We start from the raw sequence: 14,808 nt of genomic DNA on the forward strand, positions 1-14,808 counted from the left end.
AGGGCCCGTCCCTATGTCACGGGCCTGTCTCACCGGCCAAGCGATCCCCGCTGTGAGAGCGGGTGGGCGCTCAGTCCAGATCCAGCTCCCGCAGCCGTGCCGACAACTTGGTCTGGATGCTGTTGATGGCCCGCGCTTCCTCTGCTGTGAGGTCGTCCATGAGGGCCGTCCGGACCAGGTCAAGATGGGTCGGTGCTGCGGCCTCGATCGCCTCGCGCCCGTTCGGGGTGATGGCCACGTCCAGGCCGCGGGCGTCGTCGTCGCAAGGATTGCGTTCAATCAGCCCGCGCCGGTTCATGCGGACCAAGAGGTGGGAGAGACGGCTGCGTTCCCACCCCAGGAATTCCAACAGCGCTCGCGAGCGCAGAACACCACCCGGTGCTTCTGAAAGGGGGACCAGGACCTCGTACTCCGCCCCGGAGAGATTGCTGTCCCGTGTGAGTTGTTTGTCGATGGCACGCAGCATGGCCCGGGCGCCGAACAAGAAACTGCGCCACGTCTGCTGTTCCTCGTTGCTCAGCCACCGTGGGGTGTTCGCGGAACTCGTCTCTGCTGGCGTGGAATCGGGTGCGGGCATGAATGATCACTTTCAGCTGCCACGCTCACGGGGCAGTGGTCTCAGGCTCAGACCCGCCGATCATCAGCTACGGCGCAGGCAACGTTCAGGCGGGTTCGGGGTTGCACCAGAATGGCACATCAGGACTCGTCAGGCTCATTCGGCGTTCGCTGTGTGTGCGATTGTGACGGCCTGGGTGTGCCCGTGATCCAGGAGGAGTCGTACAGCCGTCCCGGATCAGTGGGCTGATCGGGGTAGCGCCTGGGGTACTCCCGATCCCAGTCGACTTTGCGCAGGGGTGCGTCGTCGTGGTCCGGGATCGTCAGACGAGATGCCGCCACCAGGCCAAAGCCCAGGCCGCCGGCCGTGAGCAGTGTGGCTGCCGTGACCAGCCAGAGGATGGTCCAGGGGCTTCCCGTCTCCGGTGCCGTCCCGTCTGCGACGAAGGCAGCACCTATGGCCGCCAACCCCAGGGCGCTCAGACCAATGGGGGCCCACCACCATCCGCGTCCGGGGCGGGCAACGTGTGCATGCGGAAACCGCAGAGTTGTGGGAATGCCCAAGTGAACGGCCACAAACCCTGAAAGGCCGACCAGAACTGGAATGGCGCCGATTCCACCCACCCATGGCTGCCCCAGTGCCGCCAGGCCGAAGCCCAGGAGAACCCCCAGCATGATCAGAGCGAATGACAGGCCCCGGACGGCACGACGGCGCGCCGCCACCGCGCGTGCCGAGGTTGCGGGAGTGGGCTGGGTTGTCGGGGTTGGGGGCTTTGAGGTGTCCCCAGCCGGCCGCATGCGACCCCATTGGGGCAAGGGTTGCTGGCTGCCCGGGTCTGTGGGGTCGTGATGGGGGCTCATGGGTCTCTCCTGATGCGGTGCCCACGATTGGGTCGGCCGCTGTTCTCAAGGGTACTGCGCAGTTCAGACGACGGCGCGGGGTCCTGAGCGATCAGTGGGAATTGTGGGGTGGAGGGTCTCGACGATGAGATTTTGGTGACGTATCATTAAATGGAGATGGTGAGTGGCAATCGAGAGGACACCGTGAGCGAGCACAGCAACGATTCACGCGAGCACAGCAACCAGTCGGATGCATTCAGCACCACAGGCGCCTACGTTCACGCCGGCGAGTCCTTTGACCGCGACACCAACTACATCGAGGACCGCATTGTGGCGGATCCCGACACCGCAGAACTCTCCGAAGGTGCTACGGCATGGCCGGTGGAAGCCGGCCGCTACCGTTTGGTGGCCGCCCGTGCCTGCCCGTGGGCGAACCGAACGTTGATTGTCCGGCGCCTGTTGGGTCTGGAGGATGCCATCTCCATCGGTTTGCCCGGCCCCACGCACGATTCACGGTCCTGGGACTTCCAGCTGGATCCGGAGGGCAAGGATCCGGTTTTGGGCATCGAGCGGCTGCAGCAGGCTTACTTCGCGCGGTTCCCGGAGTATCCGCGGGGCATCACGGTCCCGGCCATGGTGGAGATCTCCAGCGGCCAGGTGGTGACCAACAACTTCCCTCAGATCACGGAGGACATGGCCAAGGAGTGGACGGCGCACCACCGTGAAGGTGCTCCCGACCTCTGGCCGCAAGAACTTGAGGCTGAGATGCGCGATGTCATGAAGCGCATCTACACGGAGGTCAACAACGGGGTCTACCGTTGTGGGTTCGCCGGCTCCCAGGAGGCCTACGACCAAGCCTACGAGCGGCTGTGGGTGGCCATGGACTGGTTGGAGGAGCGGCTGTCCACTCGGCGGTACCTGATGGGCGAGCACATCACGGAGGCGGACGTTCGTCTGTTCACCACACTGGTGCGTTTTGACCCGGTCTACCACGGTCACTTCAAGTGCTCGCGGAACAAGCTCACCGAGATGCCCAACCTGTGGGCCTATGCCCGGGATCTGTTCACCACCCCGGGGTTCGGGGACACCGTGGACTTCCAGCAGATCAAGGAGCACTACTACGTGGTGCACACGGACATCAATCCCACACAGGTTGTGCCGGTGGGACCTGATCTGCAGAACTGGTTGGAACCGCACGGTCGTGAGGCATTGGGCGGCAGCCCGTTCGGTCAGGCCACGGCTCCCGGCCCGGTGGCAGAAGCCGAACGCGTGGATCCGGAGCACACGCCACTGCGCGGATGAGCGTGGCGCGCCCTGCCCATTGGTCACAAAGATCCACGCGGAAGGCGGGACCCGTGCTACAGAAGGCGAAACCCGTAACATGGAGGGGCCCGCCAGGGGCGCACCACGTCAGCTCCTGAGCGCGCTCGCCACGTGAGTCGTTTGCCGTCAGAGGGAAATTCGTGAGCCCGTTCCGTAATCAACGTGCCGCCGCACTGCCCGCTCGCCTGTCCCGGTCAGTTCTGCTGGTGGGGGCCTCCGATCCCTCCACGTTTCCCGCAGCCCTGGCCTCGGAAGCCGATTCGGTGATCTTTGACATCGAAGACGGTTTGCCGGAGGAGCAGAAAGCCGAAGGTCGTTCCGCGGTGGTGGAGGCCATCAACGAGGGCGCAGGCGCGTGGGTGCGCATTAATGACATCACCTCGGATCATTGGCGCGAGGACCTGGAGGCTCTGGCTGAGGCCAAGAACCTGCGTGGCCTGATGTTGGCCAAGACCGAACACCCGGATCACATCACCCGCACCGCCATGATGATGCCTGCAGGCACCCCGGTGATCGCCTTGATCGAGTCGGCTGTGGGCCTGGTCAACGCCAATGACATCGCCCGGGCTCCCGGCGTGTTCCGCCTGGCCTTTGGTGTGGGCGACTTCCGCCGGGACACCGGCGCATCCGATGACCCCATGGCGTTGGCTTATGCCCGCTCCGTCCTGGTGGTGGCCTCCCGTGTGGGTCTATTGCCCGGGCCCATTGACGGACCGTCCGTGGGTGCCCACGGGGATGACCTTGCAGAAGCCTGCCGCATCACCCAGTCCATGGGCATGACCGGCAAGCTCACGTTGGATCCCAACCAGACCGACGGCATCAATGTGGGCCTGGCCCCTTCCGAGCAGGAAATCGCCTGGGCCCGCGAATTGATTGAGAAGTTCGAAACCGGCGCCACCGGTTCCATGGACGGCAGCTACCTGCCCCGCTTGGCCCGCGCCCGCAAGGTCTCCGACCTGGCCAAGACCTACGGCCTCTGGAACCGCTGACCCTCAAGCCCCTCCTGCGGGTCCTCCGATCACCAGCCCCAGCTCTCCAGCAACTTCATCAACTGGGGGTTCTGCAGGCTGGTGATCAACAACGACGACGGAACGTGGGCGCCGTCGTGGGAAAGGCCCACCACCGTCATCCCCGCCTCAAGTGCGGCGGTGGCTCCTGCGGAGGAGTCCTCCACCGCCAGGCACCGCTGCGGGTCCGTTCCCAGGCGGCGTGCGGCCTCCAGGTACATGTCCGGGGCGGGCTTGCCCCGGGCGACGTCATCGGAGGACACCCAGGTCTGTACGTGATCAGCTATGCCGGTGCTGGTCATCTTGGTGTTCAGGATCCCGGAGGTGGAGTTGGAGGCCACCGCCGTGGGCACGGCGCGGGAAGCTCGCCGGACCAGCTCCAGCGCCCCTGCGATGGGCGGCATCCGCCCGGTCAGCAGCTCGGCTTCCACCTCCAGGATCCGGGCGCGCACCTTGTCAACAGTGACCGTGTCCTCCTCCCGGGTTTCGGCCCTCAAACGCGTGACTTCCTGGGCCACATCTGCCGCTGACCAGCCCATGAGTCGCTGTTGGTCCGCTGGTCCGTACTCCAACCCGTACATGCGGAAGATCTCTGCCTGAACCTCGGCCCACGCGGATTCGGTGTCCAGGAGGACGCCGTCGCAGTCAAAAACCACCGCCAGGGGTGCTGTGCGCGGGTCCACGGCAGGTGGGTTCGGCCTTGTGTTTTCGGGTGAGGTCATGGATCCAGGATGCCCCAGCGGTGTGGGCGCTGTCAGGTGGCGGTCCCAGCCTCGTTAGTATGGAACCCATGCAGTCTTCCGCCTCAGAATCGGCATCATCCGCAGACCAGTCTCAGCCCGCGATCTCACCGGACGGTGTCTTGGCAGAAACCTTGGCGCAGCTGGCCGAAGCCCACGGTGTACGGACCCGCTACGACGGATTCGACGGCGGTGAGGTCACCGTGCCTCAGGAAACCCTGGAAGAGGTGCTGACCGCGCTCGGGGCAGATCTCAGCAGTGAAGCGGCAGCTCACGCCTCCCTGACAACCAAGCGGGACGAGCAGTGGACGGGATTGCTGCCCCCCGTGGTGGTCACCACCGAGGGCGTTGAAACCCTGATACCCGTTCACGTTCCGGCAAGCCTGGGGTCTGGAACGGCAGCACATTCCCGGATCAGGGTGGAACTGGCCGTGGATGGCACAACCCGCACTCTGGAGGCCGTGGACCGGGCGCCTGAAACGCGCGAGGTCGAGGGAAACACGGTTCAGCGCGTGCTCTTCCAGCTGCCCACGGACCTGGCCCCCGAGTGGTACCAGCTGACGGCCACCGTGGACTCGGATTCAGCGGAAGCCGGTCCCACCCAGAGGATCGAGGTGGCGGTCACCCCGGCACGCCTCACCACCACGGACCGGTTGAAGGGCCAACGCCGTTGGGGGTGGGCCGCTCAGCTCTACTCGGTGGCCTCCAACCGCTCCTGGGGAGTTGGCGACATCAACGACCTCGCCGCCCTTGCCGCGATCGGTGGGGAACAGGGGGCTGACTACATCCTGGTCAACCCCCTGCATGCCTCAGAGCCTGTCCCGCCCATCGAGCCCTCGCCGTATCTGCCCACCACCCGGCGGTTCTTCAACCCGCTGTACCTGCGGGTGGCAGATGTTCGTGAGTACGCCTACCTGCGGCCCAGTGACCTGGAAGTGGTCTCCACCTTGGCTGCCATTGAACGGCGCAAGGTCCTGGATGCGGACACCATTGACCGTGACGGCATCTACGCCGCCAAGCTCAAGAGCCTGGAGCTGCTCTACACCGTGCGCCGCTCCCCGCAGCGTCAGCAGCAGCTGGAGCGATTTGTTCGCGACGGCGGCCAACACCTCCAGGACTTTGCCCTGTGGTGCGCACTGCGTGAGGAACTCGGGGTGGACAACAACCTGTGGGACTCCGATGCCGCCACTCCGGACTCTCCCTACGCCGTGGAGGCCCGCGACCGACTGCGGGATCGCGTGAACTTCTACATCTGGATCCAGTGGTTGCTGGACAACCAACTCGGTGTCGCCCAGCGGGCTGCACAGTCCGCCGGCATGGAGATCGGGGTGATGCACGATCTTGCCGTGGGGGTCACCAAGGACGGTGCTGATGCCTGGACCTTGCACGACGTCCTGGCCCACGGGGTCTCCGTGGGCGCACCGGCGGACATGTACAACCAGCAGGGCCAGAACTGGTCTCAGCCGCCGTGGCACCCCCAGAAACTTGCGCAGGCCGGATACAAGCCGTGGCGGGAGATGCTGCGCACGATCTTCCGGCACGCCGGAGGCATCCGGGTGGACCACGTGATCGGGCTCTTCCGCCTCTGGTGGATCCCCGAAGGCAACAAAGCCTCCGACGGTGCCTACATCTACTACGACCACGAAGCCATGGTGGGCATCCTGGCCCTGGAAGCACAGCGTGCCGGAGTGGTGGTGGTCGGGGAGGACCTGGGCACGGTTGAGCCATCCGCCCGGCAGTTCCTCTCCGAACGCGGAGTGTTGGGCACTTCCGTCCTGTGGTTCGAGCAGGAGGACCATGCACCCAAGGACCCGCGCACCTACCGGACCGAAGCATTCGCTTCCGTCGGCACCCACGACCTCCCGCCCACGGCAGGTTTCCTGGAAGGCATCCAGGTGGACCTGCGGGACGAGCTGGGGGTCCTGGAACGGCCGGTTGAGGTGGAACGCGAGCACGCGCAGCGTCAGGTCACCATGTACCTGGAGGCCGCCGCCGATGCAGGCATGCTGCCGGCTGACATCCCTGTGGATGATCTGAGCGAGCAACAGAAAATCGAAGGCCTGCACCGGTACCTGGCCCAGGCGCCGTCGTTGTTGCACTGTGTCCAACTGGTGGATGCCGTGGGGGAGAAGCGGGTGCAGAACCAGCCGGGAACCTCGGATGAATACCCCAACTGGCAGATCCCGCTGGCGGATTCTGACGGCAAGGTGGTCCTGGTGGAAAGCCTCCGGCGATCCGAGCGCGTGGCATCCCTGTCCAAGGTGATGAACGACGCACTGGGATCATCGGACCGCCTCCACGACACCGCTCAGGCACCGAAACAGCCACTGACCCAGGACTCCGGGTCCCCTGCCCATCCCTGGGGCGCCCAAGGGTGATTCCCGCCACCGGTGGTTGGCCGGGCGTGCCGTGTCGTCTAGACTTGCCTGTTGTCCCTGACCCGAAACACGTACGTTGTGCACCTTCACGGTGTGTCGCTACCGGGGCAGGGGCAAAAAGTTGCGGGCGCGTCACCTCAAGCCTATGATTTTAGGCTGTTGTATGGGGCAGTCCGCACCCGACACCAAGATCTTCACCGTCGTCGTGGCGAACCCGTAACCGGTTGCCACCGTGCGGAGGTCTGTTGGATCAGACCCCCGGGTTCATGAACGGTGGTTGCAACAAAAGGTGATGGGACGTTCGACTGCGCGGTACCGGTGACTGGTTCACCGGTGAGCGCCGGGATCGTGCCGTCATACGTCGACATTTGGAGGAGAGAACTATGGCAGCGCACTGCCAGGTGACCGGGGCCAAGCCGGGCTTCGGGCACAGCATTTCGCACTCGCACCGCCGCACCAAGCGCCGGTTCGATCCCAACATCCAGAAAAAGCGTTACTGGGTTCCGTCCCTGCGCCGCACCGTCACGCTGAACCTCAGCGCCAAGGGCATCAAGGTCATTGACGCCCGCGGAATTGATGCCGTCGTCGCAGAAATGATCGCCCGAGGGGAGAAGATCTGAGATGGCCAAGGACAAGGACGTACGTCCCATCATCAAGCTGAAGTCCACCGCGGGCACCGGGTTCACCTACGTGACGCGTAAGAACCGCCGGAACAACCCGGATCGCATCGTCCTCAAGAAGTACGATCCCGTGATCCGTAAGCACGTCGATTTCCGTGAGGAGCGCTGAGTAATGGCTAAGAAGTCCAAGATCGCCAAGAACGAGCAGCGCAAGGTCATCGTGGCTCGCTACGCTGCCAAGCGCGCTGAGCTGAAGAAGACCCTGGTTGACGAGAACGCCTCCCCGGAGGACCGTGAAGCCGCACGTCTGGGCCTGCAGAAGCTGCCCCGCGACGCTTCCCCCGCTCGTGTTCGCAACCGCGACCAGATTGATGGCCGCCCCCGTGGCACCTTCCAGAAGTTCGGAATCTCCCGAGTTCGCTTCCGCGAAATGGCGCACCGGGGCGAATTGCCGGGAATCACCAAGTCCAGCTGGTAATTTCCCCCTGTAGTGGGTTCTCACTAGGAGCCCCGATACAGACCCGACGTCCAGGAGGACATCAACATGGCTAAGAACCGCAGCGAGATCGTGGCCGAGGTTGCCGAGAAGGCCGGCACCACCCAGGCACAGGTCAACAGCGTGCTGGACGCACTGTTCCAGTCTCTGGAGACCTCCGTGGCCAACGGTGAGAAGGTCACCATCCCCGGCTGGCTGTCCGTGGAGCGCACCGAGCGCAAGGCACGCACCGGCCGCAACCCCCAGACCGGCGAGACCATCAACATCCCGGCCGGTCACAGCGTCAAGCTCTCCGCTGGTTCCAAGCTGAAGGCTGCTGCCTCCGGCAAGTGATCGAACAGGTCACGGTTGCTGACCGTTGACCATCAACGAGCGGTGACATCCCATCCGGGATGTCACCGCTCGTTTTTCATCTCCCGGGTGATGGCCGCCTGCCCCTGCCCCTGCTCCGTGTGCAGTTGCGCCAGGTCTGTATTCGGTTGCGCCACGTGGGGGCCGGATCAGTGGTTGAGACCGAACCCACAGGTGGCGCAACCGCGCTCAGGTCCCAGGGGGCGTGAGCTGCGGCGCAGGTTGCCACCACCGGGATCCCGGTTTGACGGCGGCGGCATAATGGAGGGGTTCTCACCCTGATCACGGGTGAGATGTGCTTGATGCGATCTTCAAGGAGAGGGGCAGTCCATGACACCGCGTGCGCTGCGCCTGATCCGGGGGTGGGCAGCCGCCTTTGTGGCCACCACTCTTGCCGTTCTGGCCCACGTGGCCGCCGGCGGGCAGTGGCCGTCCGTGATGTTGTACGTACTGTGCGTGGCGCTGGCCGCGCCGGTGTGCATGGTTCTGGCAGGACTGGGCACCCGGGACTCTGACCCCGGCCGCACGGCCCGTGCTGATCGCAGCGGTCTTTCCCGAGCGGTCCGCGGTGGCCGAAAGCACTTCTCGGGTCTGGCAGGGATGGCCGGACTGGGCCTGGCCGTGCTGGGCTCACAAACCCTGTTCCACGTTCTGCTGTCCTTGGCCGGCGGTTACGTCTCCACCACCGACCACACCGGTCACGCCGCCCACACGGCGGGCGCTGTGGGCACTCAGACCGTGGCGGCGTCTGCGCAGCTGGTTTTGGAACCGGTGACTTCCGTGTCCGGACACGCCGCCCACATGGCTCACGGAGTCGATGGTGTGAGTGCCGCTCAGGGTGTTCTGGCTGGTGGTCACACCATGCTGCTTCTGCACCTGGTGGCTGCGGCTGTGGCCTTTGTGGTGCTGCGCTACGGCGAGCTCGGCGTGCTCAAGGCCGTGGCCACCCTCCTGGTCCGGGCGGTGCGCCTGGCGGTGGCCGTTGCCATGCCGTGGGTCTCCGTTCGTCCGTGGCAACCGGGCTATCTTCAACCGCTTCCCGCCCGGGTTCTGATCTGGGCCCGTGGCTCTCTGCAATACCGGGGTCCTCCGCAGGCTGCTGTCCTGGCCTGACAGTTCCACCCCGCGGTACACACGTCCGTGAATTTTTGGCGAGCGTGCGCTGGTGGGCGCAAGCGTGGGCCAGGCAGCGCATCTGCACCGACCCCACAGAGATCACCCCGGACAGGGGTGCGCCATCAGAGAGAAGCCTCATGACTTTGAAACCCCGCTACAACCACGCAGACCACTCGTTTGAACTCGAACCGCAGGGGCGTCGTCGTCTCCGATCGAGGATCACAGGGGTGGCAGCGGCCGTGGGAACAGCGGCGCTGGTGGCCCTTCCGGGCCCGGTGTGGGCGCATGACACGTTGGTGTCCTCCAACCCGGGCGACGGTGCCCGGGCCACTGAAGCACCCGATGAGGTCGAGATGACGTTCTCGGCCGATCTGCTGGACGTGGGAACACAAGTGCGTGTGACTGACGCCCAGGGTGCAGACGTCACCGACGGCGAACCACAGGTGTCCGGAACCGCGGTCACCCAGAACGTCACCCCCTCGGAGCAAACGGATGACACCTACACCGTGGTGTGGCGTGTGGTCTCCTCCGACGGGCACCCCATTGAAGGCACGTTCAGCTACGACGTCGGTGAGGGGGCTGCCGCTGACCAGACCAGCGCCGGCTCGCCTGCACCCGACACGGCAGAGCCCACCACCGCCGGGGAGGCAACAGGGGAGACCCTGTCCACCCCTGCGGCCACGGAGGCCGGTGACGACGCCGGTGCCCCGGTCTTGCTCTACGCCGTGGGTGGCGCGGTCCTTGCCTTGCTGGTGCTGGGGGCAGTGGTCCTGGTTCGTCGGATCGGTAGAAACGACTCCGATCGCTGAGCCCACCCGAAGATTCGGATGAGCCCGGTACGAGCTTGAAAAGAGAACAACCATGAACACGATCACTTTGAACCGATCCGCACGATTCGCCCTGGCCACAGCAGCGGTGGGGGTCCTTGGCCTCAGCGGCTGTGCCGCCGGTGGCGGTGACGGTGAGTCCACAGCGGCTGCCACGGAGACATCCGCTGCAACCGCCGCGGCCACTGACACCGGCGCCGCCACGGATGGTGCGCAGCAGATGCTCACCGTGCAGGATCCGTGGATGAAGGCAGCTGATTCCGGGATGACGGCGGTCTTTGGCACCCTGACCAACGACGGTGACTCTGCCGTCACCCTCAGTGGGGCCGAGGCCACCGGGATCGCGGAGTCCGCGGAACTGCACGAGACCGTGATGGGTGAATCCACGGGTTCAACCGTCATGCAGGAGATGACCGACCCCCTGGTGATTGAGCCAGGTGAGTCGGTGACGTTGGAACCCGGTGCCGATCACATCATGCTGATGGATCTGACCTGTGCTCCCATGGCAGGGCAGAACCTGAACATCCAGTTGGCCTACGCCCATGGTGAGGATGGTGAGAATCAGACGGTGAAGGTTCCCGTGCGGGATTACCAGGGTGCCCAGGAGGAGTACTCGCATGAGGGTGGCGGGTCCACCATGTCACCTTCGGAGATGCCCTCCCACATGGCTTCTGCCATGCCCAGCATGGGAGCCATGCATTCTGACCAGGATGATGAGCTGCCGATGTGTCAGGAGTCCCAGTGACTTCTGAGCATGATTCGGCCACTCCGGTTGCCTCGGGCGGGTCTCACCACGGTGAGTCCCCGTCCGAGGCCCCCGAAGGTGGCCTGAACCAGCGGCCGGTGGCAGCGGAACAGGATTCCGCTGCCACCGGCAGTGCCGGTGGATCTTCAGGATTCAGCAGACGCGGTGTGTTGATCGCCGGAGGAACCGCCGGTGTGGGTGCTGCCGCGGGGCTGGGGGTGGCTGCTGCGCAGCGATCCGGGTTGTTGGGTGCAGCTGGATCCTCTGACCGTGAGGATTCCGGGACGGCGACTGAACCGGCACGGACGGAAGCTGTGGGGGCCCGCTCGGAAGCGTTCTACGGACCACGCCAAGCTGGGATCGACACCATGCCACAGTCGTTCGCGACCTTCTTGGCCGTGGACCAGGCCGAAGGCACCGAACGGGAAACCATTCGCCGGATGATGCGCGTGCTCACCCAGGATGCAGCGGCCCTTACGGGTGGTGACGCCCCCATCAACGACCAGGAACCGGAGCTGGCACTGAACCCGTCCCGGTTGACGGTGACCTTTGGCTTTGGTGCCCGCATCCTGAACCTGGTGGCACCTGAGCGGGCACCGGAATGGTTGCGGCCACTGCCCGCCTTCGGCATCGACCAACTCGAGGACCGATGGAACGACGGGGACCTCCTGATCCAAGTGTGCTGCGAGGACACCGTGAGCCTGGCGCACGCCCAGCGGGTGCTGTTCAAGAACCTCCGGTCATTCGGCACCGTGCGGTGGGTGCAGAACGGGTTCCGCTCCGTCCCCGGCGCTGAAGCAGCCGATCCGCCCAGCATGCGTAATCTGTTCGGCCAGGTGGACGGCACCGTGGACACCCAGCCGGACACCCCGGAACACGAGCAGATCGTGTGGGGCGTGGGGGAGCAGGCGTTCCAGCCCTGGATCCAGGACGGTACCTCTCTGGTGCTGCGCCGTATCCACATGAATCTGGACACCTGGGACGAGGCTGATCGCCCGGCACGCGAGGATTCCGTGGGCAGAACCCTGGACACGGGTGCGCCTTTGACGGGAACTGCCGAGCGTGATGAACCCGATTTCGAGGCCGTTGGCCCCCTGGGGTTCAAAATCATTCCGGACTACTCCCACATTCGCCGTTCCCGCCACCCGGATGACCGGGTCAGGATCCACCGGCGGCCCTACAACTACGACGTCCCCGTCATGGATGCCAGTGGTTTTGCCTCCGCGGGATCCAGTTCCGGTGGGGTGAGCGACTCCGGGCTGCTGTTCGCCTCCTATCAGGCGGACGTGGACCAACAGTTCGTCCCCATTCAACAGCGCCTGGATGACCTGGACATGCTCAATGTCTGGACCGTGCCGGTGGGATCCGCAGTGTTTGCGATTCCACCTGGCTGCCAGAAGGGCGGTTTTGTGGGGGACGTGTTGTTCAACGACGACGACGCCGCACGTGACGTTGATGCGCGTGATGGCCAAACCGCTGATGCAGAAGGTGGAGCATGAGTTCGAGTACCAGGGCACGCAGTGACGCTTCCGTGGATCGCTCCGACCAGAAACAGGGGCCGAAACCGAACGATCATTCGGTCTCGGTCGCCGGAATCTCCGTGTGGTGGTTGGCTGCTCCCGCTGTGCTCACGCTTCTGGCTCTGGCCGCAGCCCTGTCCTTCTCCGGGGCCGCGGCGCCCCAGCAGGTGGCTGACCCCGGTGCATTGGTCCGCTGGGGCCTGCCCCTGAGTGAAACGGTGCGCAACGTGGCACTGATTTCCACGATCGGTGCCCTTCTGGTGGCTGTGGGCGTGGTGCCCAACACTGTCCAGACCCGTGGACGGGGCAAGAATCGCAAGGACGAACCGGCTGAGGAACACCCTCTGTTCAGCAGAGTCTTGCAGTTGGCAGGGGGCAGCGCGGTGGTGTGGACCGTGGCAGCCGCCGTGGTGACGGTGTTCACCTACGCAGAGGTCTCCGGGGTTCGGCTGAGCCCGAGTACCGCCTACACCCAACAGCTGATCAGCTTTCTCACGGAGATCCCCACCGGGCAGGCCCTTGGCGTGGGTGTGGTGGTGGCCGCGGTGGTGACCACCCTGGTGTTCGGTGTCCGCTCACTGTTGGGTCTTTTGTTGACCACAGCACTGGCCTGCATCGCCCTGGTGACCATGGCCCTCAATGGGCACTCAGCCGGAGGCGATGACCACATGGGTGCCGTCAACTCCCTGGGCCTGCACCTGCTGGGGGTGTGCGCCTGGATGGGGGGCCTGATCGCTCTGGCTTGGATCTCGCCGCAGTTGGCACGGGATCGCACCACGGCCAGACTGCCGATCGGAACACGCGCCCGCCGGGATTCGGACACCGATCACGCGGCCCGTGGGCGCAAGGTCCCGTTGGAAGCCGTGGTGCTCAGCCGGTTCTCCCACTTGGCGCTGTGGAGCTTTGTGCTGGTGCTGGCCTCCGGGGTGATCAATGCCGCGGTGCGCATCGGGACCTTGGCGCAACTGGGCAGTGCGTATGGGACGCTCGTCGTCGTGAAACTGGTGTTGACCCTGGCACTGGGGGTGGCCGGGTACGTCCACCGGCGGGCCGTGATCCCGGCGTTGATCGCGCAGCGGATGAGCGGCCGCCGTGCGGTGTGGCAGATCATCCTGGGCGAGCTCTTGTTGATGGGTGCCCTGGTGGGGGTGGCCGTTGCGTTGGGCAACTCGGCCCCGCCGGTTCCGGAGGATCTGGCCCCAGATGCCACCCCGGCGCGCATTTTGACCTTCTACGACCTTCCCCCCGAGCCCACATGGGCCAATGCGATCACCCAGTGGCGCCCGGACTGGCTGTGGGTTGCCATCATCGCGCTGTTCGGCATCAGCTACGGGTGGGCCATGTTCAAGGTGGTCCGCACCGGTGGCAAGTGGTCCGTCTTGCGGGCCGTGTCCTGGTACATCGGACTCATCCTGCTGTTCCTGGCCACCTCCGGGCCCGTGGCCGTCTACGCCCGGGTGCTGTTCAGTTGGCACATGGTGGAACACATGTCCCTGACTATGATCATCCCCGTGTTCATGGTCCTGGGCTCGCCCGTGACACTGCTGCTGCGCGCCCTGGAACCACGCCAGGACGGCACCCGCGGCCCGCGCGAGTGGATCCTGCGTCTGGTGCACTCCACCTGGGGCAAGATCGTGACTCATCCGATTTTTGCGGCCGTGAACTTTGCGGGGTCGATCGTGCTGTTCTACTTCACGCCATTGCTGGGATTCACGCTGCGCACGCACGTGGGCCACGAGTTCATGATGGCCCACTTCCTGTTCACCGGGTACATGTTCGCCCTGGTGCTGGTGGGTCAGGACCCCATCCCCAAGCGTCCGGCCTACTTCATGCGCTTGATCATGCTGATCGCGACCATGGTCTACCACGCCTTTGTGGGGGTGGCCATCATGGGCATGGACTGGCTGCTGGAAGCCTCCTGGTTCGGCAACATGGGTCATGACTGGGGCATCACCGCCATTGCGGACCAGCAGCGTGGTGGCGCCCTGATGTGGGGCATCGGCGAACTGCCCACCGCCATCCTGGCCGTGGTGGTCATGGTCCAGTGGGCCATTGCCGGCAACCGGGAGAACCGCCGTGTGGACCGGGAAGCAGACCGCACCGATGGCGCCGAATTGAAGGCCTACAACGACATGATGGAACGCTTGGCGGAAGAAGATGCCAGAACCGGGCGCTGAGCCGGTTGAGACGCCGAAACCAGGCGCAGAGTCGGAATAGTTGACCCGCCTGGCGCTGTTGAGCCCATCAGTTGCAGTACCAGCCGTCAGTTGCAGTACCAGCCGTCAGTTGC

15 protein-coding genes are annotated in these 14,808 nt (G+C 65.0%); 12 read left to right on the forward strand and 3 right to left on the reverse strand.

Features of this window, described 5'->3' with window-relative positions; translation table 11 throughout:
* Positions 1–70: 70 nt before the first annotated feature.
* Both L979_RS10700 and L979_RS10705 read right to left on the reverse strand, forming a co-directional pair.
* A complete protein-coding gene (locus L979_RS10700; RefSeq protein WP_052209804.1) occupies positions 71–577 on the reverse strand; it encodes a MarR family winged helix-turn-helix transcriptional regulator in 507 nt (168 codons plus the stop codon).
* Positions 578–696: 119 nt separating this feature from the next.
* Complete coding sequence (locus L979_RS10705) at positions 697–1,416, reverse strand: hypothetical protein (RefSeq protein WP_156125551.1); 720 nt, start codon at positions 1,414–1,416, stop codon at positions 697–699.
* Positions 1,417–1,599: 183 nt separating this feature from the next.
* Here L979_RS10705 and L979_RS10710 point away from each other — a divergent pair, with 183 nt between their 5' ends.
* Together L979_RS10710 and L979_RS10715 are read left to right on the forward strand one after the other, a co-directional pair.
* A complete protein-coding gene (locus L979_RS10710; RefSeq protein ID WP_047692211.1) occupies positions 1,600–2,697 on the forward strand; it encodes a glutathione S-transferase family protein in 1,098 nt (365 codons plus the stop codon).
* A 161-nt stretch (positions 2,698–2,858) separates the two neighbouring features.
* Entirely contained in the window at positions 2,859–3,707 is an 849-nt protein-coding gene (locus tag L979_RS10715) for a CoA ester lyase (RefSeq protein WP_047692202.1), read from the forward strand.
* Between the two features lie 29 nt (positions 3,708–3,736).
* Here the strand turns inward: L979_RS10715 and L979_RS10720 are convergent, their stop codons facing one another.
* Positions 3,737–4,447 (reverse strand): HAD family phosphatase, encoded by a 711-nt coding sequence (locus L979_RS10720; protein ID WP_081994316.1) that lies wholly within the window; start codon positions 4,445–4,447, stop codon positions 3,737–3,739.
* Between the two features lie 68 nt (positions 4,448–4,515).
* Here L979_RS10720 and malQ point away from each other — a divergent pair, with 68 nt between their 5' ends.
* From malQ to L979_RS10770, 10 genes are all read left to right on the forward strand, one after another.
* Positions 4,516–6,843: a 4-alpha-glucanotransferase gene (malQ, locus tag L979_RS10725; RefSeq protein ID WP_081994318.1), complete on the forward strand. Its 2,328-nt coding sequence runs from the start codon at positions 4,516–4,518 to the stop codon at positions 6,841–6,843.
* Between the two features lie 383 nt (positions 6,844–7,226).
* On the forward strand, positions 7,227–7,463 hold the full coding sequence (rpmB, locus tag L979_RS10730) for a 50S ribosomal protein L28 (protein ID WP_047692204.1): 237 nt from the start codon (positions 7,227–7,229) through the stop codon (positions 7,461–7,463).
* Position 7,464: 1 nt separating this feature from the next.
* Positions 7,465–7,632: a 50S ribosomal protein L33 gene (gene rpmG, locus L979_RS10735; RefSeq protein ID WP_047692205.1), complete on the forward strand. Its 168-nt coding sequence runs from the start codon at positions 7,465–7,467 to the stop codon at positions 7,630–7,632.
* A 3-nt stretch (positions 7,633–7,635) separates the two neighbouring features.
* On the forward strand, positions 7,636–7,941 hold the full coding sequence (gene rpsN / locus L979_RS10740) for a 30S ribosomal protein S14 (protein WP_047692206.1): 306 nt from the start codon (positions 7,636–7,638) through the stop codon (positions 7,939–7,941).
* Positions 7,942–8,007: 66 nt separating this feature from the next.
* The gene (locus tag L979_RS10745; RefSeq protein ID WP_047692207.1) at positions 8,008–8,292 is read left to right on the forward strand and encodes an HU family DNA-binding protein; all 285 of its coding nucleotides are present in this window, start codon (positions 8,008–8,010) and stop codon (positions 8,290–8,292) included.
* Between the two features lie 348 nt (positions 8,293–8,640).
* The gene (locus L979_RS10750) at positions 8,641–9,423 is read left to right on the forward strand and encodes a hypothetical protein (protein WP_047692208.1); all 783 of its coding nucleotides are present in this window, start codon (positions 8,641–8,643) and stop codon (positions 9,421–9,423) included.
* Between the two features lie 140 nt (positions 9,424–9,563).
* A complete protein-coding gene (locus tag L979_RS10755; protein ID WP_081994320.1) occupies positions 9,564–10,235 on the forward strand; it encodes a copper resistance CopC family protein in 672 nt (223 codons plus the stop codon).
* A gap of 52 nt (positions 10,236–10,287) precedes the next feature.
* Entirely contained in the window at positions 10,288–10,998 is a 711-nt protein-coding gene (locus L979_RS10760; RefSeq protein ID WP_052209806.1) for a copper chaperone PCu(A)C, read from the forward strand.
* Positions 10,995–12,497 carry a Dyp-type peroxidase gene (locus L979_RS10765; RefSeq protein ID WP_231559509.1) on the forward strand — a complete coding sequence of 501 codons (1,503 nt, stop codon included), beginning with the start codon at positions 10,995–10,997 and terminating at the stop codon, positions 12,495–12,497. The genes L979_RS10760 and L979_RS10765 overlap by 4 nt, the downstream gene beginning before the upstream one ends.
* Positions 12,494–14,695, forward strand: coding sequence for a cytochrome c oxidase assembly protein (locus L979_RS10770; RefSeq protein ID WP_047692209.1), 2,202 nt, complete (start codon positions 12,494–12,496; stop codon positions 14,693–14,695). Before L979_RS10765 ends, L979_RS10770 begins: the two co-directional genes overlap by 4 nt.
* Positions 14,696–14,808: the final 113 nt, after the last annotated feature.

Origin of the sequence: Kocuria sp. ZOR0020 (assembly GCF_000800955.1) — a bacterium.
Classification (GTDB): Bacteria; Actinomycetota; Actinomycetes; order Actinomycetales; family Micrococcaceae; genus Kocuria; species Kocuria subflava.

Excerpts from the sequence above, each read along its gene's own strand:
- L979_RS10700 (WP_052209804.1), bottom strand. The coding sequence starts at position 577 with ATGCCCGCACCCGATTCCACGCCAGCAGAGACGAGTTCCGCGAACACC.
- L979_RS10705 (WP_156125551.1), bottom strand. The coding sequence starts at position 1,416 with ATGAGCCCCCATCACGACCCCACAGACCCGGGCAGCCAGCAACCCTTG.
- L979_RS10720 (WP_081994316.1), bottom strand. The coding sequence starts at position 4,447 with ATGACCTCACCCGAAAACACAAGGCCGAACCCACCTGCCGTGGACCCG.
- malQ (WP_081994318.1), top strand. The coding sequence starts at position 4,516 with ATGCAGTCTTCCGCCTCAGAATCGGCATCATCCGCAGACCAGTCTCAG.
- rpmB (WP_047692204.1), top strand. The coding sequence starts at position 7,227 with ATGGCAGCGCACTGCCAGGTGACCGGGGCCAAGCCGGGCTTCGGGCAC.
- rpmG (WP_047692205.1), top strand. The coding sequence starts at position 7,465 with ATGGCCAAGGACAAGGACGTACGTCCCATCATCAAGCTGAAGTCCACC.
- rpsN (WP_047692206.1), top strand. The coding sequence starts at position 7,636 with ATGGCTAAGAAGTCCAAGATCGCCAAGAACGAGCAGCGCAAGGTCATC.
- L979_RS10745 (WP_047692207.1), top strand. The coding sequence starts at position 8,008 with ATGGCTAAGAACCGCAGCGAGATCGTGGCCGAGGTTGCCGAGAAGGCC.
- L979_RS10750 (WP_047692208.1), top strand. The coding sequence starts at position 8,641 with ATGACACCGCGTGCGCTGCGCCTGATCCGGGGGTGGGCAGCCGCCTTT.
- L979_RS10755 (WP_081994320.1), top strand. The coding sequence starts at position 9,564 with ATGACTTTGAAACCCCGCTACAACCACGCAGACCACTCGTTTGAACTC.
- L979_RS10760 (WP_052209806.1), top strand. The coding sequence starts at position 10,288 with ATGAACACGATCACTTTGAACCGATCCGCACGATTCGCCCTGGCCACA.
- L979_RS10770 (WP_047692209.1), top strand. The coding sequence starts at position 12,494 with ATGAGTTCGAGTACCAGGGCACGCAGTGACGCTTCCGTGGATCGCTCC.